This window comes from Larkinella punicea, from assembly GCF_003334855.1.
Lineage (GTDB): Bacteria > Bacteroidota > Bacteroidia > Cytophagales > Spirosomataceae > Larkinella > Larkinella punicea.
Window position 1 is genome coordinate 79,992 of the sequence record NZ_QOWE01000031.1, and the last position, 25,428, is coordinate 105,419.

The following is a 25,428-nucleotide window of genomic DNA, read 5'->3' on the forward strand; positions in this document are numbered from 1 at the left end:
TACCTGTTTTGACTTCAAACCGTATTTCACAAAAAGTGCCCGGTATCGTGTTGCTCTGTCTGCTGGCAGGCTGCAAATCCTCGGCACCCGTCGTTACCAAAGCGCCCGAACCGGTTATTCTGAAACTGGGCAACAAGTCATTCACCACCGACGAGTTTTTTCAGTCGTTTACCAAAAATCAAATCAACGGCGATTCAGCCCGTCGGACGGATTTGCGTGAATACATCGATTTATTTACCAACCTGAAGCTGAAAGTGATGGCCGCCGAGCAGGAAGGGCGCGACACCACGGAAGGGTTCCGGGAAGAAATTTCCACCTACCGGAAGCAACTGGCGCAATCGTATCTCAATGACAAAGAAGTCATTGAACACCTGACGGCGGAAGCCTACCAGCATTTAAAGGAAGAAGTAAACGTTTCGCACATCCTGTTTGCCGTGGCCGAGGATGCGGCCCCGGCCGACACCCTGGCTGCTTATAATCAGGCCCTCGATGTTCGGAAACAGATTCTGGCCGGCACCGATTTTTCAACGGCGGCCCGTCAATACTCCAAAGACCCGACTGCCGCGATGAACGGCGGCAACCTGGGTTACCTGACAGCGTTTCAGGTCGTTTATCCCCTCGAACTGGCGGCTTATGCCACGCCCGTGGGCAGCGTTTCGGCACCGGTGCGGTCGCGGTCGGGCTATCACCTCGTGAAAGTGCTGGACAAACGGGCCAACCGGGGCAAGATTCACGTCGCGCACATGCTGGTGCGGATTAGCCCCAGCGCAACCACATCCGGTGGGGGTGACGAAGGCCAGCGGGCCGCCAAAGCCCGCATCGATGAAGCCTACAACCGGCTGGAAAAAGGCGAACCGTTCGACATGCTGGTAAAAGAATTTTCCGACGACCGGGAATCCCGCAACACTGGCGGTGTTTTGCCCGTCTTTGGTGTTGGCCAGATGGTGCAACCGTTCGAAGAAGCGGCCTATGGACTGTCGCAACCCGGCAGTTATTCCAAACCATTTCAAACCAATTACGGCTGGCACATTGTCCGGTTGATCGAACGGCAACCGCTGGAATCGTTTGAATCGATGGCCGGAGCCTTGCGGCAAAAAGTGGTGACCGACACCCGGGCCGAAGTGGTGCGCCAGGCGCTGGTGCAGCGGCTTCGGAAAACGTATTCTGTGACCGAATCGCCCGACGTGCTGGCCAAAACCCTCGCCATGGCCGACAGCAGTTTGCTGACGGGCAAATGGAAACTACCGGCAACGCTGGACGCGGCCATTGAAAAGAAACCGATCTTGCTGGTCAACAAACAACCGTATACCGCCAATGAATTTCTGGAAACCGTTGTGCGTCGCCAGCAACCCCGCAAGGACCCGAGTTCTTCGGCTCGGGTGCAGATGGAGCGGTTGTTCCGGCGGTTTGTCGATGATAAAGTGATCGAACAGGAAGAGGCCGCTCTGGAAAAGAAGTACCCGGAATTCCGCTCACTGATGAACGACATCCGCGACGGCGTGTTGCTTTCGCAGGTGATGGAAATCAACGTGTGGGAAAAATCACTGGTCGATTCGGTCGGCCAACGGTCGTATTACGACGCTCACAAGGAAAAGTACCGCTACGACCAGCGGGCTGCGGCCACAATTCTGGAAGTTCCGAATGACGACATGCTCAAGCAGGCGTCGGAAATGCTGGCGAAGAGTCCCTACCAGCTCCGGCGGTCGGTCGAAGAACTGAACTACGGCGTCAATCAAAGTGCGCTGACCACCAAGCAGCGGGAAACGCTGTTTGATTTATTGGTGTTGATGATTAAAAACCCGGATTACCTCGTGGAGGTTTCCGGATCAGCCGATGCCACGGAGCGGGATACGGTTTCGGCGAGCCGGATTCGGACGGTGGTTAATTTCCTGATGGCCAACCGCATCCCGATTGTCCGGATCATGGAAAAAGATTACGGAAAATTCCGGCCCGGCCCCACCACCGGACCAGGTAAAAATGAGAAGGCCCGGCGCGTGACCTTTCAGTTGTTTTCGACGTCTAAAAAAGATGTGGAGAAGATTTTGAATACAAAACAGCCGGGCGCTGTTAAACTGACGGAAGGTACTTTTGCCAAAGGAGCCAACCCCTTCCTCGATGCCGTTGACTGGCAACCGGGAACGACCACCATCCGGCGTGACGGGAAAGTGGCCCTGATCAAAATCGACCAGATCGATCCGCCCCGGTTGAAAACCTTCGACGAAGCGCGGGGAGCGGTGATTAACGACTACCAAGGAGTTCTGGAAAAGCAGTGGCTCGACCGGCTCAAGCAACAGTATCCGGTGCAAATGAACGAAGAAGAAGTGCGGAAGCTGGCCAAATAGGTCATTTCTTAACATCATTTAACAGATTCACCGTTTTGGCATATCAATAAATCCTGCCGAAATCCGTAATATTGAATAATAAACCTGAATGAAGTTCTTAATGAAATCAATCCTTCTCTCCTCCTTTATTCTGACGGCGCTACTGGTTTCCGTATCGTCTCCCTCCTATTCGCAGGGGAAAGGAGTCAGTTTAAACAAGATTATTGCGAAAATCGATAATTACTACGTGCTAAAGTCGGATCTGGAACAGGCCCGGCAGTCCTACGCACAACAGAATCAGAAAGCCCCGGCCGATTGCCAGCTTCTGGAAAGTCTGGTTGTTCAGAAAGTGTTGCTGGCCAAAGCCGAAATTGACTCCGTCACCGTCGACGACAAGCTGATCGAAAACCAGATGGACGGTCGGATGTCGTACATGATTCAGCAATTCGGTTCGGAAAAGAACCTCGTCGAAGCCTACGGAAAAAGCATTGAAGCGTTGAAAAGTGAACTCCGGACAGAAGTGAAAGAACAGATGCTGGGACAACGGATGCAGACCAAAATCACCGACGATGTGAAGGTGAGTCCCAACGAAGTCCGCAAGTTTTTCAACGGCATTCCCAAAGACAGCCTACCGTATATCCCGGCTGAGGTCGAAATTGGACACATTGTGCGTCTGGCCAAAGTAACCAAAGAACAGACCGAAGAATTGAAAAAGCGGCTGCTGGCCCTGCGGGAGCGCGTTGAAAAAGGCGAAGATTTTGCCAAACTAGCCACCGAATTTTCCGAAGACGTCGGTTCTGCCCAGAAAGGCGGCAGCCTGGGTTTTGCCAAACGCGGGGCGATGGTTGCCGAATTCGAGGGCGCGGCCATGAAGCTGAAACCCAACGAAATGTCGGACATTGTCCAATCGGAATTTGGTCTTCACCTGATTCAGCTTATCGAGGTGCGTGGGGCTGAATACCACGCCCGTCACATCCTGCTCCGGCCCGACTACAACCGGCTCGATCTGACCGAACCCCGCCGGTTTTTAGACAGCCTGCGGACATTGATCGTCGCCGATAGTATTAAATTTGAAAAAGCCGCCAAAGACTTTTCCGAGGATAAAATGACGGCCGATGCCGGTGGTGTCATTCGCGATCAGCAGTCAAACAGTACGCTAATGCCCCACGATCAGAATATGGATTACACCCTGTTCATGACGCTGGATACGATGAAAGTCGGCAGTGTCAGCCCGCCGATGGATTACCGGCTGGAAGATGGAAAAAGTGCCGTACGGCTGTTGTATTACAAACGGAAGGTGGCCCCACACACGGCCAGTTTGAAAGACGATTTCGAGAAGATTGCCAACATTGTGATGGTGAACAAAAAGAACACCGCCATCGACGCCTGGTTCCGAAAAGCCGTCAGCGACGTCTACATCAATGTCGATCCGGAATACCGAAGCTGCAATATTCTGGGTGCCCAAAAAACCGAGGGACCTTAGAAGAGTTATGAGTTAAAGCCCTTCGCCAGTTGCCCCTAAATCCCCTAAAGGGGACTTGGACTCGAAACCATCCGGATCAAAAGTCCCCTTTAGGGGATTTAGGGGCAACTGGCAAAAATGTTTAATGATTACGAGCCTGTTTTAATTCTTAACTTCCAACTCTTAACTCCTATCCTGTGGTACAATATAATTCTGACGTTGAGGCTGCTGAAGCGCTGAATGAAGCGTATAAACGATTAAAGAGTGAGATTTCGAAAGTAGTCATCGGTCAGGAAGAAACCGTGCGGCTTTTGCTAACGGCTATTTTTTGCCAGGGACACTGTCTGTTGGTGGGCGTACCGGGTCTCGCCAAAACGTTGCTCATCCAGACCATCGCCGGAGCGCTCGACCTGAGTTTCAATCGGATTCAGTTTACCCCGGATTTAATGCCGTCGGACATTCTGGGTTCCGAAACGCTCGATCAGGAACGGCGGTTTAAATTCATCAAAGGGCCGGTTTTTGCCAACATCATTCTGGCGGATGAAATCAACCGGACTCCGCCCAAAACGCAGTCTGCTCTGCTGGAAGCCATGCAGGAATATTCTGTGACCATTGCCGGACAGAAATACCCCCTCGAACGCCCGTTTTTCGTGTTGGCCACCCAAAACCCGATTGAGCAGGAAGGAACCTATCCGCTGCCCGAAGCGCAGTTGGACCGGTTTATGTTCAACGTTTTTCTGGACTATCCTTCGTACCAGTCGGAGCTGGACATCGTGAAGTCAACGACCAACGACGCGAAATACCAGGTACAAAAGGTCTTGTCGGGCGACGAACTGCTGGCCTTCCAACACCTGGTGCGCCGGGTTCCGGTGGTCGATAATGTAGTGGAATACGCAGTCAAACTGGTGCATAAAACCCGCCCGAATACCGAAATGGGTTCACCGGATGCGAATACCTATCTTGAATGGGGAGCAGGACCACGGGCTTCGCAGGCGCTGATTCTGGCGGCAAAATGCAACGCCCTACTCAACGGCAAGTATTCGCCGGACATTGAAGACGTTCGCGCCGTTGCCTACCCAATCATCCGTCACCGCATTGTCCGGAACTTCAAAGCCGAAGCCGAGGGCATCACGGTAGACCAACTTATCAAACGGCTTTTGTAAAAGACTACGATTTTTTATTCTGACTACGCTGCGGTTTTCCAGACGGGAAACCGCAGCGTTTTTTTTTGACCGATTAGTAAATTGTCATACTTTCACCGGGATCATAAAGAAATATTTGCAAACTTGATCGACGGATCGTGCTGCCTCTATCCTCCAATTGTCTTTTTTCATTGGTAATTGGAACCATAATCGCGCGCACCCTTGCCCTATGACCCTAAACTCTCTGGCATTTTTCGCCAGCCGACATCCGAAAGTGGCCGCCGGGCTGATTGTCCTGTCGGAGTGTACGAATGCCGTTCTGGGTATGCTGCTGGGTAGCTCGCTGCTGGCCGAACAGCCGGGCTGGTACCTGTCATTCCTGCTGGGCGGGCTGGTTTTGGTCCGGTTTCAATTCGGCCGGTACGTCGCCCTTCGCTTGCCGGATCTGGTTTCGACGGAACGGTTCTGGTTTCAAAAACGCAGCTACACGGTTTTGTTTCTGATCAACTTCCTGGCGTACGGCATAGCGGGTGGCATCAGTGGCCGGACCATAATTCACCCGGAACCGTCGGTCAGCGTTTCCAGCGAGCGTATCATTACGTATTCAGAAGTAAGTAAAACAGACACACTGCCGCAACTTACGCCCAATCAGCTTCTCCATTCGAATCAAAACCCGGATCCGGTCGTTCGTGAAAAAAGCCAGACCGGTACCAAAATTGCTTACTTTCTACTGTTTTTGACAAGTCTTTTTTTAGCCGTTGCGGCCAGCGGTTTAGCATGCCAGTTAGCCTGTACCAGTCATGGGTTTGCCGCTGTATTAGTCATTCTGTTGGGCATGGGTGTCCTGGCGGGCGGATTTTATTTCCTTGGTCGGGTCTTTGATAAAAAAATGAAGCTTTACAAGCAAATGACCAAAGCCGAACGCCAGCGGGAAGGGCGACGCTATGGCAGAACTTTGCTGGGAACCGTTCTGGGTTTACTTATTTTTGCCTTGTTGCCATCAGTACTCCGGTAACCCTTTTTATCTTTTGTGACGAGAGACCCATTCATCGTATGAAATACATTTCCAGTCTGCTTTTCTTTTTTTGCTTTCATTCTGCTTTCGCCCAAACTTCACTTACCCAAACCGTCCGGGGTCGAATATCCGACAAGGAATCCAAATACCCCTTATCCGACGTTACCATTCAGGTTCTGACTACGAGTTCTACCGGAATCACGGCCGGAGCCCTTACGGATTCATCCGGGCGCTACCGCATCCCGAATGTCCCGGTTGGCCGACGAACCATTCGAATTACCCGGATTGGGTATAAGGAGGCTTTGTTAAACAACATCATTGTCGATGCGGGGCGCGAAACCATTCTGGACGTCGATCTGGAAGAAGCCATTACGGAACTGGCCAGCGTCACCGTTAAGGCGCAGCGGACCGGCGACGCCCGCAACGAGATGGCGGTGGTTTCGGCCCGGCAATTTACCGTCGATGAGGCCGATCGTTACGCCGGAAGCCGGGGCGAACCCGCCCGGATGGCGTCCAATTTCGCCGGGGTGCAGGGGGCCGATGACTCCCGCAACGACATCGTCATCCGCGGAAACTCACCGGGCGGTGTTCTCTGGCGGGTCGAGGGCGTCAGCATTCCGAACCCGAACCATTTTGCGGTTTCGGGAACCACGGGCGGGCCAGTGAGCATCATCAGTAACAAAATGCTGGCCAATTCCGACTTTTTTACCGGTGCTTTTCCGGCAGAATTTGGCAACGGCATTGCCGGTGTTTTCGACCTTAGGCTGCGTAACGGCAACAACGAAAAACACCAGCGAACCCTCCAGTTCGGCTTCCTCGGCACTGAGGCCGCGCTGGAAGGGCCGCTTTCCAAAAAAACCGGCTCGTCGTATTTTGTCACCTACCGCTACGCCAACCTCTGGCTGTTCAACAAAGCCGGTATCGACATTGGAACCCAGGCCGTTCCCACCTACCAGGATGCTTCGTTCCGGTTTAATTTCCCGCTCAAAAACAACGCCCGGCTGGCTTTTTGGGGATTCGCTGGCACCAGCACCATCGACGTGCTGATCAGTGAACAGAAAGTTTCGGACCGAAATATTTACGGCCAAAACGACCGCGACCAATATTACACCTCCCGCATGGGCGTTGTGGGCGTGACCTATGAAAAACCGCTCAATCGCCGGACGTTTCTGCGCGCCACGCTGGCCCAATCGGGTTATGTTCAGTTTACGCACCACAACTATTTGTTCTTTGAGAACGACGCCGACGGCCGGCCGGTGGTCGAAAACGACCGGTACAAAATAACGAGTCAGGCCAAAGTACTGGAATACCGTTTTGCCGACACCAAAACCTCCCTGGCTGCGTCGGTTAACCACAAATTTAGCCCGCGCAGCACGTTGAAAGTCGGTTTGAACGCCGATGTGTATCACTTCAACTTTGTCGATAGTGCCCGGAACGTCACGATTTTGCCCAATCTGCCGACCCAGTTAGAGCCCTGGCAAACCCGCTGGAATTCACGGCAGTCGGCGCTGCTGGTGCAGCCTTACGTGCAATGGCGCGTCAATCTGGCCGACCGGCTGACGTTGAGCGCCGGGCTGACCAGTCTCTATTTTTCACTCAATCAAAACAGTTTTTCACCCATCGAACCCCGCGCCGGTCTGGCCTGGGATTTACCAAACCGCCAAAAACTCAGCGTTGCAGTCGGGCTGCACAGTCAGATTCAGCCCACCTACATCTACTTTTATCGATTCAATCAACAGAGCGATCCCTCGGGCGGTCAATTCAGCCGGGACCTGGGACTGACCAAAAGCTGGCACTATGTGACTTCGTATGACTGGCTTCCGGGTCGGAACCTGCGGTTAAAAATGGAAGCCTATTACCAGAAACTGTTCAACGTACCGGTCGAGGAGCAAAGCAGCTCGTTTTCGATTTTGAATACCGGAGCGAGTTTCTCGCGGGTTTTTCCGGGTCGAATGGTTAATAAAGGCACCGGTCGGAATTACGGGGCGGAACTGACGCTGGAGAAGTTTTTCAGCGACGGCTACTATTTTCTGGTGACCGGTTCGCTGTTCGACGCCAAATACAAAGGTTCCGACGGCGTGTTGCGAAATACGGATTTCAACGGAAAATATGCCTATAACGCGGTTTTTGCCAAGGAATTTACGCTAGGCCGAAACACGTTGAGCGTGGGAGCCAAATTTACGGCCATCGGCGGACGCTGGTATGGTCCGGTCGATGAAGCCAAATCGAAAGCCGCTCAGGACATCATCTACCAGACTGCCAACCGCAACACGCTCCAGTTTCCGGACTACCGCCGGTTCGATTTGAAAGTCGACTACAAACTAAACCGCACCCGTTTGACGCACACCATCGCCGTTGATTTCGTCAATGTGTTGGGCATTCAAAACATCCTGAGCCTGAGCTACGCCCCCCAACCCGACGGCACATTCATCAAGCGGGAATACCAACTGGGTTTCCTGCCAGTTTTCTATTACCGGGTTGATTTTTAAGAAGAGAGACGATAAAGTAGAGACAAAAGACGTGTATTCTAGCCCCGCTTGGGTTCGTAATGAAGGACAACAATTCCGCAGTCGAAAGCGGTGGATTTGACCAGTTTCAGATTTTGTCGGCCTTCAAGTTCTTTGAAAATCGGCATTCCGTTCCCAATGGCTGCGGGATTGATGAACAAATGGTATTCGTCAATCAGATTGTGTTGGATGAGTGATGATACGAAAGTCGCCCCACCGTAGGCCATGATGTCCTGACCATCCTGTTTTTTCAACGCATTGATCTCGTCAACCAGGTCATTTTTGGCTAGCACGGTATTCTTCCATTCGGACTTTTCGAGGGTTTTGGTGAACACGACTTTGTGGGTATCTGTAAATTTTCTGCCGGCCGAAACCTCTGGGTTGTCAGGATTTTCGGCCACAGAACCCCAGTAGGGAATGAACCCCTCTGCCAGTTTGCGTCCCAGCACGATGCAATCAATCGGGTCGGTTAATGCCCCCACATACGTTTTCAATTCATCGTCCCAGTTGAACGTCATACAGTCCATTTCGCCCGTTGGTCCCGCGATGAAGCCATCGACGGTCATTTGCACCTGAAGTTTTAGTTTTCTCATCTTTTTGTAAGGTTATTTACAAAAATAGCCTGTGAGATTTAAAGGATGGGGTTGTTGGTGCGGCTTTAAACGGGGGCGATTGCGACAAATAAGATTACGAAGATGGAGCCTCCGGATTATTCACAACCCCAAAAACAGCTCGACATCCTGACTTGTATCCAGATCGACGCTTCCCGGTTCAAAAGGCACTTCGGTGCAGTCGTCCGGGTGATTTTTGATGATCCATTTCGCGCCCTGATCACCTTCCAGACTGAGCAGTTCACTGATGTATTTCCGGTCGAACAGCGCCGGAACACCCAGGCTGTTGGCGTAGCCGGACGCCACGATGCCTTTCCCGGTTTCTTCGTAAACCTGCACCAACTGCAACAACAATCCCCGGTCGACGTGCGGTTGATCGGTGAGCAGAAACACCACAGCGTCGATCTCTTTCTGGGTCAGATACACGGCCGCCAGACCGGTTTTTACCGACGACGACAGGCCCTGCGGCCAGTGCTGGTTGTCGATAATCGTCACGGGCAACCCGTCCAGTTCGGGCGTGATCCGGTTTTTGTTCGCACCGACGACCACCACAACTGGTCGAAAGGTCGTTGACAGAGCGGTATCGACCACTCGCCGGAGCAGCGTACGTCCCTCCCACTCAATCAGTTGCTTGGGTTGGTTATTCAGCCGGGAGGAGGTTCCGGCGGCTAGTATGATGATGGCAATGTTCATTCTACCGAAGTGCTGATCGATTGTACCGGCTGGTGAATGGGTGCATTCTTGAATTTCAGCGATTGCGCGGAAGTCTTGCGGAAAACCGCCTGAACCTCGGCTAAAATCGACAGCGCAATTTCCTGCGGATTATCGGCGCCGACGTCCAGACCAACGGGCCAGAAAAGCCGCTTTTCATCCGTCGGAGCGACAAAATCACGAACCTCATCCAGCAAAGCATCGCCCCGTTTTTTGGGACCCAGCAGACCAATGTAGGGAATTTCGGTTTGCAGCAATTCCTGTAAAACCGCTTTGTCGTATTTGAAGTTATGGGAAATCAACACCGCTGCGGAGTACGCGTCGATTGGAATCTGCTGCCGGATTTCATGCCGCTGAACGGCCAGCATGTCGTCGGCTTCGCCAAACCGCCGGGGTTGCAGGTGCGCCACACAATCGTCGGTGATCACCACGCGCCAGCCAATCTGTTTCGCCAGTTTCACCAGCGGAACGGCATCGTACCCGCCCCCAAAAACCAGCAACTGAATGTCCGGTTTGAGTTCCTCCACAAACACACCCGCCCCGTCGGGCAAAGCGGTTTCGAAGGTTAAGGGCCGCCGTTCCTGCATGACGCGGTCGAGGGTTTCGAGCGGATTTTCCGAATCGTTGGGGTCGATGGGCTGAATCAGAACGTCCAAAACCCCATTGCAGCCCAGCCCGATGCCGAAATTTTCGCCCTCGGGGTCGGACGTATCGTAGGTTACCAGACGGGCCTGCCGGGTTTGCATCACCTCACGGGCTTTCCGCAGGGCGTCGCCTTCCAGACAGCCGCCACTGATGGCTCCGGTCCACTGTCCGTCGTCGGTGATGTACATGCGGGCACCCGGTCGGCGATACCCCGAACCACTCAGCCCCACAACGGTCGCCAGGGCGGCTTTGCGTTGGCTAAAGTCAGTTTTTCGGTAGACCCCGATGATTTGTTGAAATTCGTTGATCACGTTCTTAAATAATGATGACCGGGTCGCCGGTGCGATGATGAACGATGGATGATGAATTAAGGCTAATTTAGAAACATTCACCGTTCATCGTTCATCATTCATCATTTTCTTACTAAATACTTCCGCCGGATAACCCACTTCGACCAGAAACAGCCCACTGGCCGGGGCCGAACGACCGGCTTTCCGGCGGTCATTCGCCAGCAAAATCTCCTTGAATTCGGCAACTGTCATCCGCCCCTGCCCCACTTCCAGCATGGTTCCGACCAGCGTCCGGACCATGCCGTAGAGAAATCGGTTGGCCTTGATGTGAAAAACCAGTTGATCATTCTCGATCAGCCACTCTGCCCGGTGAATCACGCAGCGGAAGTGCGAAACGTTCGTTCGTACCTTGCTGAAACTCTCAAAATCAGTATGTTGCAAAACAAGATTGGCGGCTTCGTTCATCCGATCAATGTCCAGTTCGGGGCGAAAGACGTAGACCAGGAAATCCAGGAACGGACTTTTCTGCTTTCGAATGCGGTATTGGTAATAGCGGGTGGTGGCCGAAAACCGGGCGTGAGCGGTCGGATCGACCGGAAAAATGGACTGAATCGCAATGTCGGGCGGCAACATGCAGTTCAGGGCATGGATCATCAAATCCGTCAGGGCGATGGGTTTTTCGATGTCAAAATGCGCAAACTGCTGTTCGGCGTGCACCCCGGCATCCGTCCGACCGCTCCCCACAATGGAAATTCGCTCTTTCAGAATCAGGCTCAGCTTCTGCTCCAGGACTTCCTGAACACTAATACCGTTGGGTTGAAATTGCCAGCCGTGGTAGGCCGTTCCGCGGTAGGAAAGTTGAATAAAGTAGCGCATAAAATGCAAAAATAACGCTCCAATGCGCAAAACCGTCTTTTAAGGCCGAGCAGGTTCTTCGTCGATCGCTGTAAAATCGATGCCTTCGTAGATGGCCCCGACAGATAATTCAAAATTAAAGCGCGGAAAAACCACGAGTTCTTCCGGTTGAACATACCGCTGATAAGTCCACTGATCCGTATTTTCCACCCGGGCATACAACTCCACTCCCAGCTTATACTGGTTAATCAACAGGTAATATAAGAGGGAAGGCATTTTCTGGTATTCCTCCCACTTATAATCCCGATCGGTAGCCACCGACGATTTGGATAAAACTTCAACGATCAGGCTCGGCTGCCGGATGATGTATTGGCTTTGTAAATCGAAAGGATGGCAGGTCAGAACGATGTCAGGATACGGATAGTACTCATTTTTGACTACTTCTACTTTGACGGTTTCGGAATAAACCCGACATCCTTTTGGGCGAAAATGGCTTTTTAATAAATCTTTTACGCTATCAACCAGTAAGTTATGGCGGAGTGTACTCCCCGCCATATCAAAGATCTGTCCTTTGTAAAATTCATGACGAATTTCACTGGCTTCTTCCAGCTTGAAATATTCTTCTGCCGTTAAAATCGATTTTCCAACCGGAAGAGCATCCATATTGTCAAAGGTTCTTTATTGCATCTTCTTACCCAACGCGTTGTCATACAACTCCTTCGCTTCGACAACTGACAAAACCGTTTCACCGTCGATCACAAAACCGCCTTCCGAAACCGTTCCTAACCGAGTAACAGAAACACCCGACTTTTCCAGCGATCCTTCGAATTGAGCCTGTTTGTCCGGCGAAACCGACACCACCACCCGGCTCTGGCTCTCACCAAACAGGAAGGCATCTTTTCGGAAACTGCCGTCGGTCTGAATCGTAAAACCGGTTTGTCCCGCCATCGCCGATTCTGCCAACGTGACGAACAAACCGCCGTCTGAAATGTCGTGCGCGGACACAATCAGTTTTTCAAGAATAATTCCTTTTACAACCGCTTGCAGGGTGAATTCTTCCTCCAGATCGAAAACCGGGGCCGGAGACCCTTTTACATTCCGGTACGAATACAGGTATTCCGAAGAACCGACGTCATTTTTCGACTCACCCAGCAGGTAAATCAGATCACCGGGTTTCTGGAATCCAAACGTCATGCGGTTGTCCGGGCTTTCCATTAGACCCAGCATGCCGATCGTTGGCGTCGGGAAAACCGGGCCTTCGTCGGAGCTTTGGTTATAGAAACTGACGTTACCGCCCGTCACCGGCGTGTTGAACCGCTCGCAGGCCTTTTTCATGCCTTTGATAGCGCCCACAAATTGCCAGTAAACTTCCGGCACGTAGGGATTCCCAAAGTTCAGGCAGTTTGTGATGGCCAGCGGCTCACCACCCGAGCAAACAATGTTGCGGGCGGCTTCGGCTACGGCAATGGCGCAACCCTCTTCGGGATCGGCATTTACGTAGCGGCTGTTGCAATCGACCGTAATGACGATGGATTTGTCGGTTCCTTTGACGCTGACGACGGCGGCATCCGAGGGCGCGTTCGTGCTGCGGTTGGCGGTTCCCACCATCGAGTCATATTGCTCATAAACCCAACGGCGCGAGCAAATATTGGGGTGCGAAAGCAGGTGTTCGGCTACGGTCCGGATTTCGCCGGTTTCCACATCCGGAATGCTATCGATGGAGAACTTCTTAAACTCCTGAAAATAAGCCGGTTCGCGGTATTCACGCTCATATTGTGGGGCACCGCCCCCCAGCACCAGGTCATCCGCCGGTACATCGGCAACCAGTTGACCGTAGCGGTGAAAATGCAAACGACCGGTGTCGGTGACGACGCCAATCTGTTCGCAATTCAAATCCCATTTATCAAAAATCTGACGGATGACGTCTTCTTTTCCTTTTTCAATTACGACCAGCATCCGCTCCTGCGACTCCGACAGCAGGATCTCGAACGGTTCCATGTTAAGCTGGCGCGTCGGTACTTTATCGAGGTCGATGTACATACCGTGTTCGCCTTTGGCACTCATTTCGGAGGTCGAGCAGATAATACCAGCCGCCCCCATATCCTGAATCCCAATCACATAGCCCGTTGCAATGATCTCCAGCGTGGCTTCGAGCAGCAGTTTTTCCATGAACGGATCGCCCACCTGCACCGCCGGGAGTTTTTCGGTCGATTTATCCGAAATATCTTCCGATGCGAACGTCGCGCCGTGAATACCGTCTTTGCCCGTGGCCGAACCGACGATAAAAACCGGGTTCCCGACACCATACGAAGTCGCCTTGGCCACTTTATCGGTTTCGACAATCCCGGCCGAAAACGCGTTTACCAGCGGATTGACGTTGTAACAATCATCGAAATACACTTCCCCGCCGACGGTCGGAATACCGAACGCGTTGCCATAATCGCCGATGCCTTTGACAACGCCTTTCAGCAAGCGCCGGGTTTTGGGCAGCGACAAATTGCCAAACCGCAGGGAGTTCAACTGGGCAATGGGCCGCGCACCCATCGTGAAAATATCGCGGTTGATACCGCCGACGCCCGTTGCCGCGCCCTGGTAGGGTTCGATGGCCGACGGGTGGTTGTGCGACTCGATCTTGAAACTACAGGCCAGCCCGTCGCCAATATCGACCAGTCCGGCGTTTTCTTCACCCGCTTTGGCCAGCATCCGGCTCGGCGCATCGCCCGTCGTGTCGCGGGGCAGGGTTTTGAGCCAGATGATCGAGTTTTTATACGAGCAGTGCTCCGACCACATGACGGAGAAGATACTCAACTCTGTAAAATTGGGTTTACGGCCCAAAATGGCAATAATACGGTCGTATTCGTCGGGAAGCAGACCCAGTTTGCGGGCCGTTTCGAGGGTTGGTAATTGATCGGTCGTTTCGGCAGACATGCGGATTGAGCAGAATGTTCGTTCCGGCAAAGGTAAGGCTTTTCGGCCATCCTGCCGAAGTCCACACCAAACGAATCGGGAATTCGACCCGGTTTTCTCAAAAAAATGGCCTAAATTTCCCGGATTTCCGTTGGAACCCTGAAGCCGTTTCGCCCCCAACCCCCTAAAGGGGGCTTCTCAATTCCGGCAAAGCCCCCTTTAGGGGGTTGGGGGCGAAACGGCTTCAGGGCGAAAATATGAAGATCAAATTTATTACTAATCAAACCTTGTGAGTACGAACGATTCCCAAATTCGAACCGTCCAGGTAACCCGGTATGTAACGCCCCTGCGTGAAGGTGGTTCGCTGCCCGCCATTGTGGAAGCCGACGATGATTTTCTGTACGTTTTGAAATTTCGCGGGGCCGGGCAGGGTGTCAAAGCGCTGATTGCCGAACTGATCGCCGGTGAAATTGCCCGCGCCCTCGGTTTCCGGATTCCCGAAATTGTGTTCGCTCTGCTTGACCCGGTGATGGCCCGCACCGAACCGGACGAGGAAATTCAGGATTTGCTGCGGGCCAGCGGAGGGCTGAATCTGGGTCTTCACTACCTCTCCCGCGCCATCACCTTCGACGCCATTGTGAACGACGTCGACGCCCGGTTGGCTTCCCAAATCGTCTGGCTCGACTGCTTCATTACCAACGTTGACCGCACCGCCCGCAATACCAACATGCTGATCTGGCACAAAGAACTGTGGCTGATCGACCACGGTGCCGCACTCTATTTTCACCATTCGGGGCAGAATTGGGCCGAACAGGCCGTCAAACCGTTCGGAGCCGTGAAAGACCACGTGCTGCTGTCGAAGGCGACTGAACTCGAAACGGTCGATGCCGAATTTTGCCGGATTTTAACGCCCGAACGCATCGCGTCCATCGTGGCGCTCGTTCCCGATGCGTGGCTGTTCCAGGAAGGCTCTACCGATTCAGCAGAGGAGCAGCGGCTCGTTTACACCCGGTTTTTAGAAACCCGGCTTGCCCATTCAGAAATTTTTGTCAAGGAAGCGCAACATGCCAAAACACTTGTTTGAGTACGCCGTCATTCGGGTCGTACCGCGCGTCGAACGGGAAGAATTTCTCAACGTCGGCGTCATTCTCTACTGCCCGGCGCAGGGCTTTTTGAAAACCGTATTTGAGCTGAATGTCGCACGGCTGAGTGCGTTTTGCCGCGAGATCGACATTCCGGAACTCCACGAACGGCTGCGTGCTTTTGAACGCATTTGCGCGGGTCGGCGGGAAGGCGGAGCCATCGGGCAATTACCCATCGCGTCCCGGTTTCGGTGGCTCACCGCCAACCGCAGCACCATCGTGCAAACGTCGCCGACGCATACCGGTTTGTGTGACGATGCCGGAGAAAAGCTACAACAACTTTTTGAGCAACTGGTGCAGTAGTGGGTACTTTGGACGCCGGTTTTCTCCAATAGCAAACAGATCATTTTTCGGATTTTTCCGGCCGATTCAACCCGTTTTTCAGCAATTGCTGCAGTAAATCAGTCATCAAAAAACCCATTGCTCCTCCCCAGAGTGTCATGGTCTGCCAATGGGATTGAATCGGACAGTGACCGGTTAAACAACCCACTTCATGCCAATACAGAAAACCGCCCAATGCACCCAGGATGGCTCCGGCTCCTTTCCATCCATTAGTGTATTTCTTCATAATCAATTTCTTTTACCGGTTCATCGATTTTTTTTCGCGCTGCCGGTATGCCACACTGACCGCCCGCGCAACCCAGATTCATCATCGCCTGAATGACCAGCAAGCCCCCGATGATACCCATGAGCGGCTGATGATCGACAAAAGAACTCCACAGAATAAGCAGGCCGACAGAAAGACGGACAATCCGCAAGACTCCCCAGTTTTTAAGATTCATCATCGTTATGGTGTTTAAAAGGCCGCCGGTTTTTAACCGATACCGGGGCCGTATTTTTAACAAATGACGCCAAATCTATCGGGTTATTCAGTGATAAAAATCACACTGACTCACTCTTCGTCGGAAGCGGGGTGCTTGCCTTCATACACTTCTTTCAGAAAGAGGCCTGTCGATCCCGAAAACGACATAATGGCGTATTGGGTAGCGGTATAGCCCTGCTTCCCTTTGGTTTTGGCCAAAGCCAGCATATCCGCCCGCTTTGATTCCAGGTGCAGGTTAAGCCAATGGACCATTTGCCGGTAGGCGTCATTAAATTCTTTCTCTTCCTCCGGGCTCATGGCTCAATCGGATAAATTCGTCCTGATCAGATTGTGTATAAAAGAAAATAGCCACCCTTCCAAAAGAGCGGCTACGTGACTTGACATCCGGTGATCCCGTTTGGATTCGAACCAAAGACCGTCTGATTAGAAATCAGATGCTCTATCCAACTGAGCTACGGGACCGAAATCGAGTCCAAAAGTACAGGATTAGCCGCAATTCCACAAGAAAACACCAGTTCATTGTCTAATTCATGAATCCAGGCCATCGGCACCCATTCGGTTGAGACTCAGAATCTCGGAATTTTTAAAGATTGAAACGTAAAAATTCATGGCCTCTTCGGCCTGGTTATCGAACCACCGGAACGGGGTAACTTTTGGCTGGCGTGTCATCGGAGTCGTAGAAAAGGGTAATTCTTTTCAACAAATGTATCACCATTACCGCTGGAAAGACGGGGGTAAACGCGACAATCTAAAGGGTCGATTACGCCATCGAAGGAGACGACCCGGAAGCTCGAAGCGGCTTTTTATGCCCTGAAGCGTGGAAACGAATAACGCTTCGGCCTGGTGAATTACCTGAAAACTAACGGAAACGGGCTCACATGCCTTACTGAATTACCTGGCATTTCGACGGCAGTTTTAACGTCAAAATAAACGTCTTTTTTAACATTTAAACAGACCATCAGAACAGACGTCAAAACATCCGCGTCCACTTCTCTTTATTATTCAGCCTGATCGCCCCAGCCATTCTGGCTTCAGGTAATTAAAACACCTCACAAATCACCCGAATTTAAACCATCTTATAAATCCGGTTATGCTATCTATCAATACGGTTTATAGCGTAAATGTGTCAGTTTATGTTCACACACAAAATTAATATTAACATAGTTGTATTCTTTTTTAACTTTAAGCCGCATACCGCTTCTAATTGTGCAGGAGCTGGCTGTTTAAACAAGTTCACATCCCCTATTTCCCTTTCATTTCTTATGAAAAACAACTACTGTTTAACCCTGACACGCCAGGGTTTATTACTTTTCGTCGCGCTGTGGGGAAGTATTTCCTCCCTGTTGGCCCAGTCCCCTATTCCGCCTGTTTACTGGCAAACGGTTTTCGATAAAACCAATACGCCGGATTTTAGCCGGGGCGAACTTTTTAGTTCTGTCGAAATAGCCCGAACGCCAGACGGTGGTAGTGTCATCATGGCAAGCCCCTTTTTTTTCAATGCGAGTACACCGTTCGTTACCAAACTGGATCCAAGCGGCAAAGTCGCCTGGACAACCGCTCTGCCTAACTTTTTTTTCCCCACTGGAATCCAAACCCAGCCAAATGGGAACATTGTGATAGCAGGAAATTTTTCATCGAATTTTGCTCCGATCAGTATTGGATTTATTCGTCTTAACCCGGCTGGCTACATAAATTATAACAGCGCCCTAGACCTGCCCAATAAATTCACCATTCAGCGTAATCTGGGCGATATGGTTCCCGCTCCGGATGGTGGTTTTCTGTTGATTGGTTATGATACCCCTCTGAATAGCCCTACCCAGCGTCTGGACATTGTGTTAGCGAAAGTTGACCAAAATCTTACTTTAAGCTGGTATAAAACGATAGGCGGAAGCGGAGTAACGTTTTTATTTAAAGCGGTTCGGGCCTCTGAGGGCGGAGGTTATCTGATTCATGCTACGTCCAGTGATCCAAAGATCACTGGCAATCCGGATATGACCTATGGGCTTTCATTCGATTTTAAAATTGATGAAACCGGCACGATTGTCTGGCAAAGTGTAGGCCGCCAGAACGGCGTCCTGCGCGCACTTTCTCCGCGGAATGGCGGTTATTATGCCATCGGAAATTACGGTTGGATTACAACCAGAGCGATTTTTAAACTCGACGAACAACTCAATGTAATCCAGGGTGTGCCACTGCCTGATGTGGATGATAACAACAGCCAATATTCCATTTCAGTAGCTACAACACCCGATGGAGGATGTATTGCCGTTGATAAATTAATAGACCGCTATCCTAATGGACCTCATTCGGACTACCGGATCACGAAGTACTCTCCCAATTTGGAAATCGAATGGCAGGAACAAGGGGGAGGTCCGGGAAATGATGAAGCCCGTCGTGTCATTGTCAATCCCGAGGGAACCTACCTGATAGCAGGAACTACGACATCACCCCGGACATTTGGCGGGGTCGATGACGGGGGGAAAGTGGCCGTTTGGGTCCGTCGGCAGGCGGCTTCCGTTAACGCTTTGCAGCTCAAGGCTCCGACCTATGATTGCAACACCGGGGCCATTACCTTCAATACCGTAGGCGGTGATGGTAGTGTCATTACGTTTGTGGCCCCAGGCATTAGCAGGGCCACACCGGCCAGTAACTCAGGGGTTGTGGAAGCCGGTTTACGGTTTGACCCCAAACCCATCCCGATTCAGGCTACTCAAAATGGCGTAACAGTAAGCCTTACGTTTGACCTCAAAGCCCATTGTAACGGCGGAGAACCTGCTCCGGGCGGTAGCCTGTCACTAATCCAGCCCACCTACGATTGTAATACCGGAGCCATTACGTTTAATACGACGGGCGGGGATGGAACAACCATTTCTTACCTGGCACCGGGTATCGCCCGGTCCAGTGTCACGAGCAATACGGGAACGGTGGAAGCCGGTTTGCGGTTCGACCCCAAGCCCATCCCTATTCAGGCCACCCAAAATGGCGTCACGGTTAGCTATCTGTTTGATTTACCGGCTTTCTGCAACGGCGGGCAGCCTTCTCCGGGTGGAGGGAGCCTGTCGCTCACTCAGCCCACCTATGATTGTGCCACCGGGGCCATTACGTTTAATACGACGGGCGGGGATGGAACAACCATTTCTTACGTGGCTCCGGGTATCGCCCGGTCCAGTGTCACGAGCAATACGGGAACGGTGGAAGCCGGTTTACGGTTCGACCCCAAGCCCATCCCCATTCAGGCCACTCAAAATGGCGTCACGGTTAGCTATCTGTTTGATTTACCGGCTTACTGCAGCCCCAACCCGAATGCCCGTTTTGGAGAAAGCGAATCTGGCCAAAAGCTGACGGTCCGAATCCTGGAAAACCCCGTACGTCACCAACTCCGTGTTCAACTGGCTGGGCCCGCTCAGGCACCAATTCAGTTACGGATTACTGATTTACAAGGCCATGTCCTCCAAACCCGAACCATCAATCCTGACCAACGAAAAGACAATCCGGTGTTTGGGGTTGATCAGTTGCCGACCGGGCTCTTTATCCTGCAGGCCACGACAGGTCAACAGGGCCAAAGCATTAAGTTCCTGAAAAAATAACCTGTTCACCGATCAGAACCGGCTCCACTTCACTCAGCCCTGGCTTTAAAAGCAAGAGAGCGCAGTAAAGCGGAGCCGGTTTTTCGACCGGTGAACCGCACTGCTCCCTTCGCCAAAGAGGGACTTAGCTATTCGTGTTGATTACTTCGTACCGGGCGCGTACAAACATGAATATACCGTAGCAAAACAAGCCCAGCGCTACGGCGCCAAGCAGAAAAGAGCCGTAACTGGCTTTCTCCAGAAAAGCAAAAGCACTGCTACTGCCTCCCGCTTCGCGGGCATTGGACTCCAGGGCGGCTTTTATAAACAAGTAGCCGATCAGCCCCCAGACAATTCCCCGTGCGATGTAACCAATTTTCCCGGACCGGATGATCATCTCCTTCAGCTCCGTTTTGATGGAAGAGGTCCGGACATTTTTCAGGTATTTACCAGACGTGGCCCGGTAGATCTGGTACAATCCGATGCCAATGATACTGAGGCCAATCAGGCCGACAAGCCATTGACCATACGGTTTCTCCAGGAGTTCCCGGACGAGGGTCTGCCGCGAATTATCCCCGCCCTGATTACCCCGGCTACCCAGTACCATCCGGAAAGAACCGTACGCCAGGAAACCATAGACCAACCCGCTGAAGGCATACCCTAACCGACGACCAATGCCTTTGGCGTCGGTCCCCTTGTGCTCGTTATCGAGAAAAGCCTGCGTTAGCCGCCAGAGGGCGTAGCAGACCAGACCCGCAGCCACCAGTGCCAGCAAAAACTGCCCAAACGGTTGATCCAGTATAAATCGAAAAACTCCCTGTTTGTTGAGATTACGTTCTGAACTGCCGCCGATTTCAAAAGCAGCCATAAACGCCAGTATGCCAACCAGGCAGTAAACAACTCCTTTGGCCACCAGGCCAAACTTGGCAAAACGCTTCACCCATTGAGGCTGGGTCGATGGTAAGTGGGAGGAGATGCTGGATAAGTTCATTATCGAAATCGATTTGTGTAAGTTGCTTTCCGCACATCGGTCTGCTGTAAATACCATAATTGATTTAAATACTAAATGTTTTATGTTTCGCTGCTGAACCAGCCGTTGGCGGTAGAAATAGGGTGATGAAAGCCATGAGAGTGGATGAACAACCGGTTTTTTGGGTTCTACCAGGATGTCTACGACAGCGACGAATCGGACGAACCGCCCCTGGTCGACATACAGATTTTTGTAATTAATTCTCCAATCCTGTCCTGTACAAGTCCAACCCGGAATTGGGTGGACGTTTTTGGGGTGTCACGTCCTAAAATAGGCTTACAGCCTCCGGCTAAGCTATAAAATGGACAAACGACAAAAAGCAGTACGAAAATACTTGCCGGGTGGGTGTAGCTACCGGCAATTGAAAGAAAAGTATGATCAGCCACGCCACACTTAATCGGTGTGTGATCAAGTTTGAAGCGCGTCAACAGACCCGACCCCAAAGTGAGACACAGCGAAAATTGACACAGCCCGTCGTCGTTGCATGCACTGCTTGTAACTCATATTCTGGTAGGTGATGTTTTGCTTACTTAAGCTTGGTGACGGCTGCCTATAGCCGGAAAATCGTCGGATTTTGCGCATCGGAAACCCTGAGTGCGATGGGTAGTTTAAAGGCCTTGTCGATGGCCTTGAAAGCCTGCCCAGACGCAAGTGGATTGATTCACCATAGTGACCGGGGAATCCAGTACTGCTGTTTGGAGTATGTAAACCTTGTAAAGGAAAATAACATTCAAATCAGCATGATGCAAAGTGGAGATCCGTTGGAAAACGCTGTGGCAGAACGGGTGAATTGCGAAGGCGATAGAAGAATTATTATCAGAAAAGGGGAGTTAATCTGGAAGCCCCAGTTGATTTTAGATGGGCTAATGTAAACTGATAGTAGGACTATAACCTTGAAACAATCATATTCACATAGAAAATGGAAGCTTATTGTAGGACGCTACAAGATGACCCAATAGGCTTCATGAGTATATTTACCAATAGGCTTACTCTACAGCAATACAAAATACGCATTGGGTATTTTGTATTGAAAGTGCGTCAATCGGCGAGGTGGTGGCCAATATAACAGAAGGCAATAACATAACAACATATAAAAACAATGCAAAACATACTATTTGACTTTATATCCAAATACGTTTCTCTGACAGAAGATGAGAAGAACGCAATACTTTCGTTAGACCTGTTTCGCTCGGTAAAGAAAGGAACTACTTTACTAAAAGAAGGACAGAAATCACAAGATTTCTATTTTGTTTTAAAAGGATGCATACGGAAATATTACATCATAGACGGCGAAGAAAAAACAACAGCTTTCTACACAGAAATGGAAGCTTTGACGCCCCATTGTGTAATAAGTAAAACGCCGTCCGAATATTTCATCAGTTGTGTTGAAGATAGTATTCTTTTAGTCTCAAATTCTGATATGAGCGACGAAGTAAACAGTAAATTTCCAAAGTTTGAAATAATGTGCAGGATATTATCGGAAGAATTGTTAGCCAAACAACAAATCAATTTTGACGAATTTAAGACTTCTTCACCTGAACAACGATACCTGAACCTACTACAAAATAGACCGGACCTTATTCAGCGTGTTCCACAACACCAATTAGCGAGCTATTTAGGGATCAAACCGCAATCACTAAGCAGGCTAAGAGCAAGAATTTTGGAAAAAAAGATTTAAAACATATTTCTTCACTTAAGTGAACAAGTGATAGCAGCTTGCCAAGCTACTTTTGCAGTATCAAAAATAAAAAAGATATGCAAAAGAAAATTTTATGGATTGGACTTGCCTTCGTATTGGCAAGCAGTTTACAGGTGAATGCACAATATGCCACAGAAGACAGTACTTATAAAAGGTGGTTCGTTGGGAGTTCGCTCCTGATGTTAGGAAATTTTGATAAAAAAGACAACCCGGAGTATATACAATTAAATGTTGGCTATAGGATAACACCTAAAGATGTTGTTTCCTTTGAATTTAAAAGATCCATTTATTCTTGGCCTATAGGTATCCCTTTTGGACCATCTTTTCGTAAACCAGGAGGGAGCTATCCCGGGCATTCACGCATACTTGCACCTACATTAGGATACCAGCGTTTTTGGTGGAAAGGAGTCTATACATCCGTTCATGCATTGAATGCTTTTGAAAAATATTTGGATGAGAATAAAAAAAAGATTGGAAATGGATACACGTTATATCTGAACTTCCATTTGGGTTACCAGTTTAAGTTTTTTAAAAACCGGTTCTTTTTTGAACCAGCTATTGGATGTAGTTATTGGCCAGTAAGAACTAATGTTCCGGATACTTTTAATTTAGTAGAAAAAAAATGGCCTAACTACTTTATTCAACCTGGGCTTCATTTTGGGTTTAACTTTTAGCTTACTTACCAAAAAGTTTATCGGATACTTTCCGACCTAATAAAACGCCCAACAGCAGTTTTCCCAGTTCAAAAATTGTTTTTTTAAAACTTCCATCGCGGCCACTTTCTGTCCCGTGAGTGCCAACATACCGGATTTTTTTAGAGTACAAGACAACAAGTGGGAAGAGTAGTTGATCGGTGAGCCGGGGCTGCATTTCGGATTTAAGTTTAAATACATGTATAACAATAAATAATTACTACAATGAAAAAGATCGGCATTTACTCCGTGTTGTTATTGCTCGCGGCATTTTTTAGTTCATGTGGCATCGGCACCGCCCTTGTTACCAACCACAATCAAAACGCCACTCAGGTACACTTAAGTGGGAACAACTTCAAAGTAATTGATCAGGTAAGCGGAAGTTCGGAGGTGTCTTATGTATTGGCAATTGGAGGTATGAACAAAAGACAATTGTACCAAAATGCATATTCAACGATGATGAAGAAAGCCAACTTGCTGAATGGTTCCAAAGCCATAGTCAACGTGATGACAGAGGAACACGTCAGTGGTTTTGCCCCTTTCTTTGTCAGAAGAACGATAACTGTGAGTGCCCAGGTAGTTGAATTTACGAGGTAAGTTCAAAGATGTCCTAAGAGCAGGAATCCTTGAAAAAAAGAGCTAAAGCGTATTTCTTAACTTAAGTGAACGACTTATTGTATCTCGCCAATCTACTTTTGCCGTATCGTTTCACATAAAAAAAGAAAGAAATGCAAAAGAAAATTTTTTTCATTGGTTTTGTCTTCTTGATGACAAGCACGCTCCAACTCTACGCGCAATATGCTAAAACAGACAGCACGTATAAACGGTGGTTCGTTGGTAGCACTATATTTTTATTAGGTAATTTGGATTCTACAAACCCTCCCGGCTTTGCTCAACTCAATGTTGGCTATCGGATTACAGGAAAAGATGTAATTTCACTTGAACTAATAACTTGGAAACATGCTTGGCCTCTTGGTATTAACCCATTTTATAATAAGGCATACGGAACACCTGAAGAGAAATTCCCTGGTTATATAAGAGAATATGGAATTGGCCTGGCTTATCAAAAGTATATTTGGAAAGGTCTTTACGTAGCAGTACATGCAATGCCTATGTGGCAAACATTTAAGAATGAAAACGGTGATAAGGTGGGTAATGGCTTCATTATATTCAACACTAATCGAGTTGGCTATCACATTAAACTCTTGAAGGATAGGTTTTTTATAGAACCTTCTCTTGGTGTTGCTGGTCGTGCTTTTTACACGGAAATGCCCAATGGATTTAAAGAAAAAGATGACAACTGGCCAAAATACACGCCTGAACCAGGGCTACATTTCGGGTTTAATTTTTAATTAATAATTTATGAATACTCAAACAACAGCACAAAATGCACTGGAAGACATCAAAGTCAGTTTGAAACTGAAGCTTGCTACGCTGTGGACGAGTTTAATGTTTCTACTTATCTATCTTGATTATTTCCACTTATATATGCCAAGTAAGATAGAGGATATTCTGAAAGGGAGGGTGTTTGAATTTGATATTACGAAAGTATTTCTTTTGGCAGCACTCTCCTTAGTGACAATTCCGGCACTGATGATTTTTCTTTCTGTTGCCCTGCCGGCTAAAGTAAATCGCTGGGCAAATATCATTACTGCTGCGGTGAATATTCCCTTTATATTGTTTAATTTGGCAGGAGAGGCTTGGATACACATGGTGTTTGGCGCTGTTGTAGAAGTCGTTCTTCTTTGTCTAATTATCCGTTATGCGTGGAAATGGCCTCGCATTGAAACCTGGGCTACCTCAGTTTAGCCGAAAATTTATATCCGCTAACATACTCCTTACTTAAGTTAATTAAGCATTGCAGCTACAGCAAGGATAACAAGGGATCAAGAGCAAAAGTTGTGGAGCATCTTGGTTTAAGCATATAACTGCGTTAATCGATAAAGGAAAAACTCGACGTTTCTTACCCCTCTGAACTGAGTCCGGAAGGCTTTGATCTTGGCATTGAAG

At 49.9% G+C, this 25,428-nt stretch carries 25 protein-coding genes, 1 tRNA gene and 1 pseudogene; 14 read left to right on the forward strand and 13 right to left on the reverse strand.

Features of this window, described 5'->3' with window-relative positions:
- The first annotated feature begins 8 nt into the window (after positions 1 to 8).
- From DUE52_RS28625 to DUE52_RS28645, 5 genes are all read left to right on the forward strand, one after another.
- Entirely contained in the window at positions 9 to 2,342 is a 2,334-nt protein-coding gene (locus DUE52_RS28625; RefSeq protein WP_229312343.1) for a peptidylprolyl isomerase, read from the forward strand.
- Between the two features lie 100 nt (positions 2,343 to 2,442).
- Positions 2,443 to 3,804 carry a peptidylprolyl isomerase gene (locus DUE52_RS28630; RefSeq protein WP_114409523.1) on the forward strand — a complete coding sequence of 454 codons (1,362 nt, stop codon included), beginning with the start codon at positions 2,443 to 2,445 and terminating at the stop codon, positions 3,802 to 3,804.
- Between the two features lie 176 nt (positions 3,805 to 3,980).
- The gene (locus DUE52_RS28635) at positions 3,981 to 4,946 is read left to right on the forward strand and encodes an AAA family ATPase (protein WP_114409524.1); all 966 of its coding nucleotides are present in this window, start codon (positions 3,981 to 3,983) and stop codon (positions 4,944 to 4,946) included.
- Between the two features lie 208 nt (positions 4,947 to 5,154).
- The gene (locus DUE52_RS28640; RefSeq protein ID WP_114409525.1) at positions 5,155 to 5,940 is read left to right on the forward strand and encodes a hypothetical protein; all 786 of its coding nucleotides are present in this window, start codon (positions 5,155 to 5,157) and stop codon (positions 5,938 to 5,940) included.
- Between the two features lie 38 nt (positions 5,941 to 5,978).
- Positions 5,979 to 8,429, forward strand: a complete 2,451-nt coding sequence (locus DUE52_RS28645) for a TonB-dependent receptor (RefSeq protein WP_114409526.1) — start codon at positions 5,979 to 5,981, stop codon at positions 8,427 to 8,429.
- Between the two features lie 38 nt (positions 8,430 to 8,467).
- On the opposite strand, the gene DUE52_RS28650 is transcribed toward DUE52_RS28645, so the two are convergent.
- The 6 genes from DUE52_RS28650 to purL form a co-directional block, all read right to left on the reverse strand.
- Positions 8,468 to 9,040: a dihydrofolate reductase family protein gene (locus tag DUE52_RS28650; protein WP_114409527.1), complete on the reverse strand. Its 573-nt coding sequence runs from the start codon at positions 9,038 to 9,040 to the stop codon at positions 8,468 to 8,470.
- Positions 9,041 to 9,160: 120 nt separating this feature from the next.
- Positions 9,161 to 9,751, reverse strand: coding sequence for a nucleotidyltransferase family protein (locus tag DUE52_RS28655; RefSeq protein ID WP_114409528.1), 591 nt, complete (start codon positions 9,749 to 9,751; stop codon positions 9,161 to 9,163).
- Entirely contained in the window at positions 9,748 to 10,725 is a 978-nt protein-coding gene (locus tag DUE52_RS28660; RefSeq protein ID WP_229312344.1) for an XdhC family protein, read from the reverse strand. The genes DUE52_RS28655 and DUE52_RS28660 overlap by 4 nt, the downstream gene beginning before the upstream one ends.
- An 84-nt stretch (positions 10,726 to 10,809) precedes the next feature.
- Positions 10,810 to 11,580 carry a tRNA pseudouridine(38-40) synthase TruA gene (gene truA, locus DUE52_RS28665; RefSeq protein ID WP_114409549.1) on the reverse strand — a complete coding sequence of 257 codons (771 nt, stop codon included), beginning with the start codon at positions 11,578 to 11,580 and terminating at the stop codon, positions 10,810 to 10,812.
- A 39-nt stretch (positions 11,581 to 11,619) separates the two neighbouring features.
- The gene (locus DUE52_RS28670) at positions 11,620 to 12,222 is read right to left on the reverse strand and encodes a Uma2 family endonuclease (protein WP_114409530.1); all 603 of its coding nucleotides are present in this window, start codon (positions 12,220 to 12,222) and stop codon (positions 11,620 to 11,622) included.
- Between the two features lie 15 nt (positions 12,223 to 12,237).
- Entirely contained in the window at positions 12,238 to 14,487 is a 2,250-nt protein-coding gene (gene purL, locus DUE52_RS28675) for a phosphoribosylformylglycinamidine synthase subunit PurL (RefSeq protein WP_114409550.1), read from the reverse strand.
- A 268-nt stretch (positions 14,488 to 14,755) separates the two neighbouring features.
- Here purL and DUE52_RS28680 point away from each other — a divergent pair, with 268 nt between their 5' ends.
- Positions 14,756 to 15,550 (forward strand): HipA family kinase, encoded by a 795-nt coding sequence (locus tag DUE52_RS28680; protein ID WP_114409531.1) that lies wholly within the window; start codon positions 14,756 to 14,758, stop codon positions 15,548 to 15,550.
- A complete protein-coding gene (locus DUE52_RS28685) occupies positions 15,531 to 15,911 on the forward strand; it encodes a DUF3037 domain-containing protein (protein WP_114409532.1) in 381 nt (126 codons plus the stop codon). The genes DUE52_RS28680 and DUE52_RS28685 overlap by 20 nt, the downstream gene beginning before the upstream one ends.
- Positions 15,912 to 15,951: 40 nt before the next feature.
- On the opposite strand, the gene DUE52_RS28690 is transcribed toward DUE52_RS28685, so the two are convergent.
- The 5 genes from DUE52_RS28690 to DUE52_RS28710 all read right to left on the reverse strand — a co-directional run bounded on the left by DUE52_RS28690 (position 15,952) and on the right by DUE52_RS28710 (position 17,100).
- The gene (locus DUE52_RS28690; RefSeq protein WP_114409533.1) at positions 15,952 to 16,176 is read right to left on the reverse strand and encodes a hypothetical protein; all 225 of its coding nucleotides are present in this window, start codon (positions 16,174 to 16,176) and stop codon (positions 15,952 to 15,954) included.
- Positions 16,160 to 16,393, reverse strand: coding sequence for a hypothetical protein (locus DUE52_RS28695; protein ID WP_114409534.1), 234 nt, complete (start codon positions 16,391 to 16,393; stop codon positions 16,160 to 16,162). Before DUE52_RS28695 ends, DUE52_RS28690 begins: the two co-directional genes overlap by 17 nt.
- Before the next feature lie 107 nt (positions 16,394 to 16,500).
- Entirely contained in the window at positions 16,501 to 16,728 is a 228-nt protein-coding gene (locus DUE52_RS28700; protein ID WP_114409535.1) for a hypothetical protein, read from the reverse strand.
- A gap of 91 nt (positions 16,729 to 16,819) precedes the next feature.
- Positions 16,820 to 16,893: transfer RNA gene (locus DUE52_RS28705), tRNA-Arg, on the reverse strand.
- A gap of 66 nt (positions 16,894 to 16,959) precedes the next feature.
- A complete protein-coding gene (locus DUE52_RS28710) occupies positions 16,960 to 17,100 on the reverse strand; it encodes a VOC family protein (protein WP_222930338.1) in 141 nt (46 codons plus the stop codon).
- 593 nt (positions 17,101 to 17,693) lie between these two features.
- On the opposite strand from DUE52_RS28710, the gene DUE52_RS28715 reads away from it, so the two are divergent.
- Positions 17,694 to 20,018, forward strand: a complete 2,325-nt coding sequence (locus tag DUE52_RS28715) for a T9SS type A sorting domain-containing protein (protein ID WP_165841054.1) — start codon at positions 17,694 to 17,696, stop codon at positions 20,016 to 20,018.
- Between the two features lie 124 nt (positions 20,019 to 20,142).
- On the opposite strand, the gene DUE52_RS28720 is transcribed toward DUE52_RS28715, so the two are convergent.
- Entirely contained in the window at positions 20,143 to 20,988 is an 846-nt protein-coding gene (locus DUE52_RS28720; RefSeq protein ID WP_114409537.1) for a DUF1206 domain-containing protein, read from the reverse strand.
- A gap of 572 nt (positions 20,989 to 21,560) precedes the next feature.
- Between DUE52_RS28720 and DUE52_RS28725 the strand changes: the two are divergent.
- The 3 genes and pseudogenes from DUE52_RS28725 to DUE52_RS28735 form a co-directional block, all read left to right on the forward strand.
- Positions 21,561 to 21,899 (forward strand): annotated as a pseudogene (locus tag DUE52_RS28725) (DDE-type integrase/transposase/recombinase); the annotation flags it as partial.
- A gap of 227 nt (positions 21,900 to 22,126) precedes the next feature.
- Positions 22,127 to 22,705 (forward strand): Crp/Fnr family transcriptional regulator, encoded by a 579-nt coding sequence (locus DUE52_RS28730; RefSeq protein WP_114409539.1) that lies wholly within the window; start codon positions 22,127 to 22,129, stop codon positions 22,703 to 22,705.
- Positions 22,706 to 22,782: 77 nt separating this feature from the next.
- Positions 22,783 to 23,400: a hypothetical protein gene (locus DUE52_RS28735; RefSeq protein ID WP_114409540.1), complete on the forward strand. Its 618-nt coding sequence runs from the start codon at positions 22,783 to 22,785 to the stop codon at positions 23,398 to 23,400.
- A gap of 1 nt (position 23,401) precedes the next feature.
- Here the strand turns inward: DUE52_RS28735 and DUE52_RS32230 are convergent, their stop codons facing one another.
- Positions 23,402 to 23,596 (reverse strand): hypothetical protein, encoded by a 195-nt coding sequence (locus DUE52_RS32230; RefSeq protein ID WP_133299971.1) that lies wholly within the window; start codon positions 23,594 to 23,596, stop codon positions 23,402 to 23,404.
- 47 nt (positions 23,597 to 23,643) lie between these two features.
- Between DUE52_RS32230 and DUE52_RS28740 the strand changes: the two genes are divergently transcribed.
- The 3 genes from DUE52_RS28740 to DUE52_RS28750 all read left to right on the forward strand — a co-directional run bounded on the left by DUE52_RS28740 (position 23,644) and on the right by DUE52_RS28750 (position 25,227).
- Positions 23,644 to 24,015, forward strand: a complete 372-nt coding sequence (locus DUE52_RS28740) for a DUF6567 family protein (protein ID WP_114409541.1) — start codon at positions 23,644 to 23,646, stop codon at positions 24,013 to 24,015.
- Positions 24,016 to 24,146: 131 nt separating this feature from the next.
- On the forward strand, positions 24,147 to 24,770 hold the full coding sequence (locus DUE52_RS28745; RefSeq protein ID WP_114409542.1) for a hypothetical protein: 624 nt from the start codon (positions 24,147 to 24,149) through the stop codon (positions 24,768 to 24,770).
- Positions 24,771 to 24,780: 10 nt separating this feature from the next.
- A complete protein-coding gene (locus DUE52_RS28750; RefSeq protein WP_114409543.1) occupies positions 24,781 to 25,227 on the forward strand; it encodes a DUF6326 family protein in 447 nt (148 codons plus the stop codon).
- Positions 25,228 to 25,428 lie beyond the last annotated feature (201 nt).

Coding starts and splice junctions, on each gene's coding strand:
- DUE52_RS28745 (WP_114409542.1), top strand. CDS start 24,147: ATGCAAAAGAAAATTTTTTTCATTGGTTTTGTCTTCTTGATGACAAGC.
- DUE52_RS28685 (WP_114409532.1), top strand. CDS start 15,531: ATGCCAAAACACTTGTTTGAGTACGCCGTCATTCGGGTCGTACCGCGC.
- DUE52_RS28695 (WP_114409534.1), bottom strand. CDS start 16,393: ATGATGAATCTTAAAAACTGGGGAGTCTTGCGGATTGTCCGTCTTTCT.
- truA (WP_114409549.1), bottom strand. CDS start 11,580: ATGCGCTACTTTATTCAACTTTCCTACCGCGGAACGGCCTACCACGGC.
- DUE52_RS28735 (WP_114409540.1), top strand. CDS start 22,783: ATGCAAAAGAAAATTTTATGGATTGGACTTGCCTTCGTATTGGCAAGC.
- DUE52_RS28655 (WP_114409528.1), bottom strand. CDS start 9,751: ATGAACATTGCCATCATCATACTAGCCGCCGGAACCTCCTCCCGGCTG.
- purL (WP_114409550.1), bottom strand. CDS start 14,487: ATGTCTGCCGAAACGACCGATCAATTACCAACCCTCGAAACGGCCCGC.
- DUE52_RS28750 (WP_114409543.1), top strand. CDS start 24,781: ATGAATACTCAAACAACAGCACAAAATGCACTGGAAGACATCAAAGTC.
- DUE52_RS28650 (WP_114409527.1), bottom strand. CDS start 9,040: ATGAGAAAACTAAAACTTCAGGTGCAAATGACCGTCGATGGCTTCATC.
- DUE52_RS28670 (WP_114409530.1), bottom strand. CDS start 12,222: ATGGATGCTCTTCCGGTTGGAAAATCGATTTTAACGGCAGAAGAATAT.
- DUE52_RS28645 (WP_114409526.1), top strand. CDS start 5,979: ATGAAATACATTTCCAGTCTGCTTTTCTTTTTTTGCTTTCATTCTGCT.
- DUE52_RS28630 (WP_114409523.1), top strand. CDS start 2,443: ATGAAATCAATCCTTCTCTCCTCCTTTATTCTGACGGCGCTACTGGTT.
- DUE52_RS28740 (WP_114409541.1), top strand. CDS start 23,644: ATGAAAAAGATCGGCATTTACTCCGTGTTGTTATTGCTCGCGGCATTT.
- DUE52_RS32230 (WP_133299971.1), bottom strand. CDS start 23,596: ATGCAGCCCCGGCTCACCGATCAACTACTCTTCCCACTTGTTGTCTTG.
- DUE52_RS28710 (WP_222930338.1), bottom strand. CDS start 17,100: ATGACACGCCAGCCAAAAGTTACCCCGTTCCGGTGGTTCGATAACCAG.
- DUE52_RS28700 (WP_114409535.1), bottom strand. CDS start 16,728: ATGAGCCCGGAGGAAGAGAAAGAATTTAATGACGCCTACCGGCAAATG.
- DUE52_RS28720 (WP_114409537.1), bottom strand. CDS start 20,988: ATGAACTTATCCAGCATCTCCTCCCACTTACCATCGACCCAGCCTCAA.
- DUE52_RS28690 (WP_114409533.1), bottom strand. CDS start 16,176: ATGAAGAAATACACTAATGGATGGAAAGGAGCCGGAGCCATCCTGGGT.
- DUE52_RS28640 (WP_114409525.1), top strand. CDS start 5,155: ATGACCCTAAACTCTCTGGCATTTTTCGCCAGCCGACATCCGAAAGTG.
- DUE52_RS28715 (WP_165841054.1), top strand. CDS start 17,694: ATGAAAAACAACTACTGTTTAACCCTGACACGCCAGGGTTTATTACTT.
- DUE52_RS28730 (WP_114409539.1), top strand. CDS start 22,127: ATGCAAAACATACTATTTGACTTTATATCCAAATACGTTTCTCTGACA.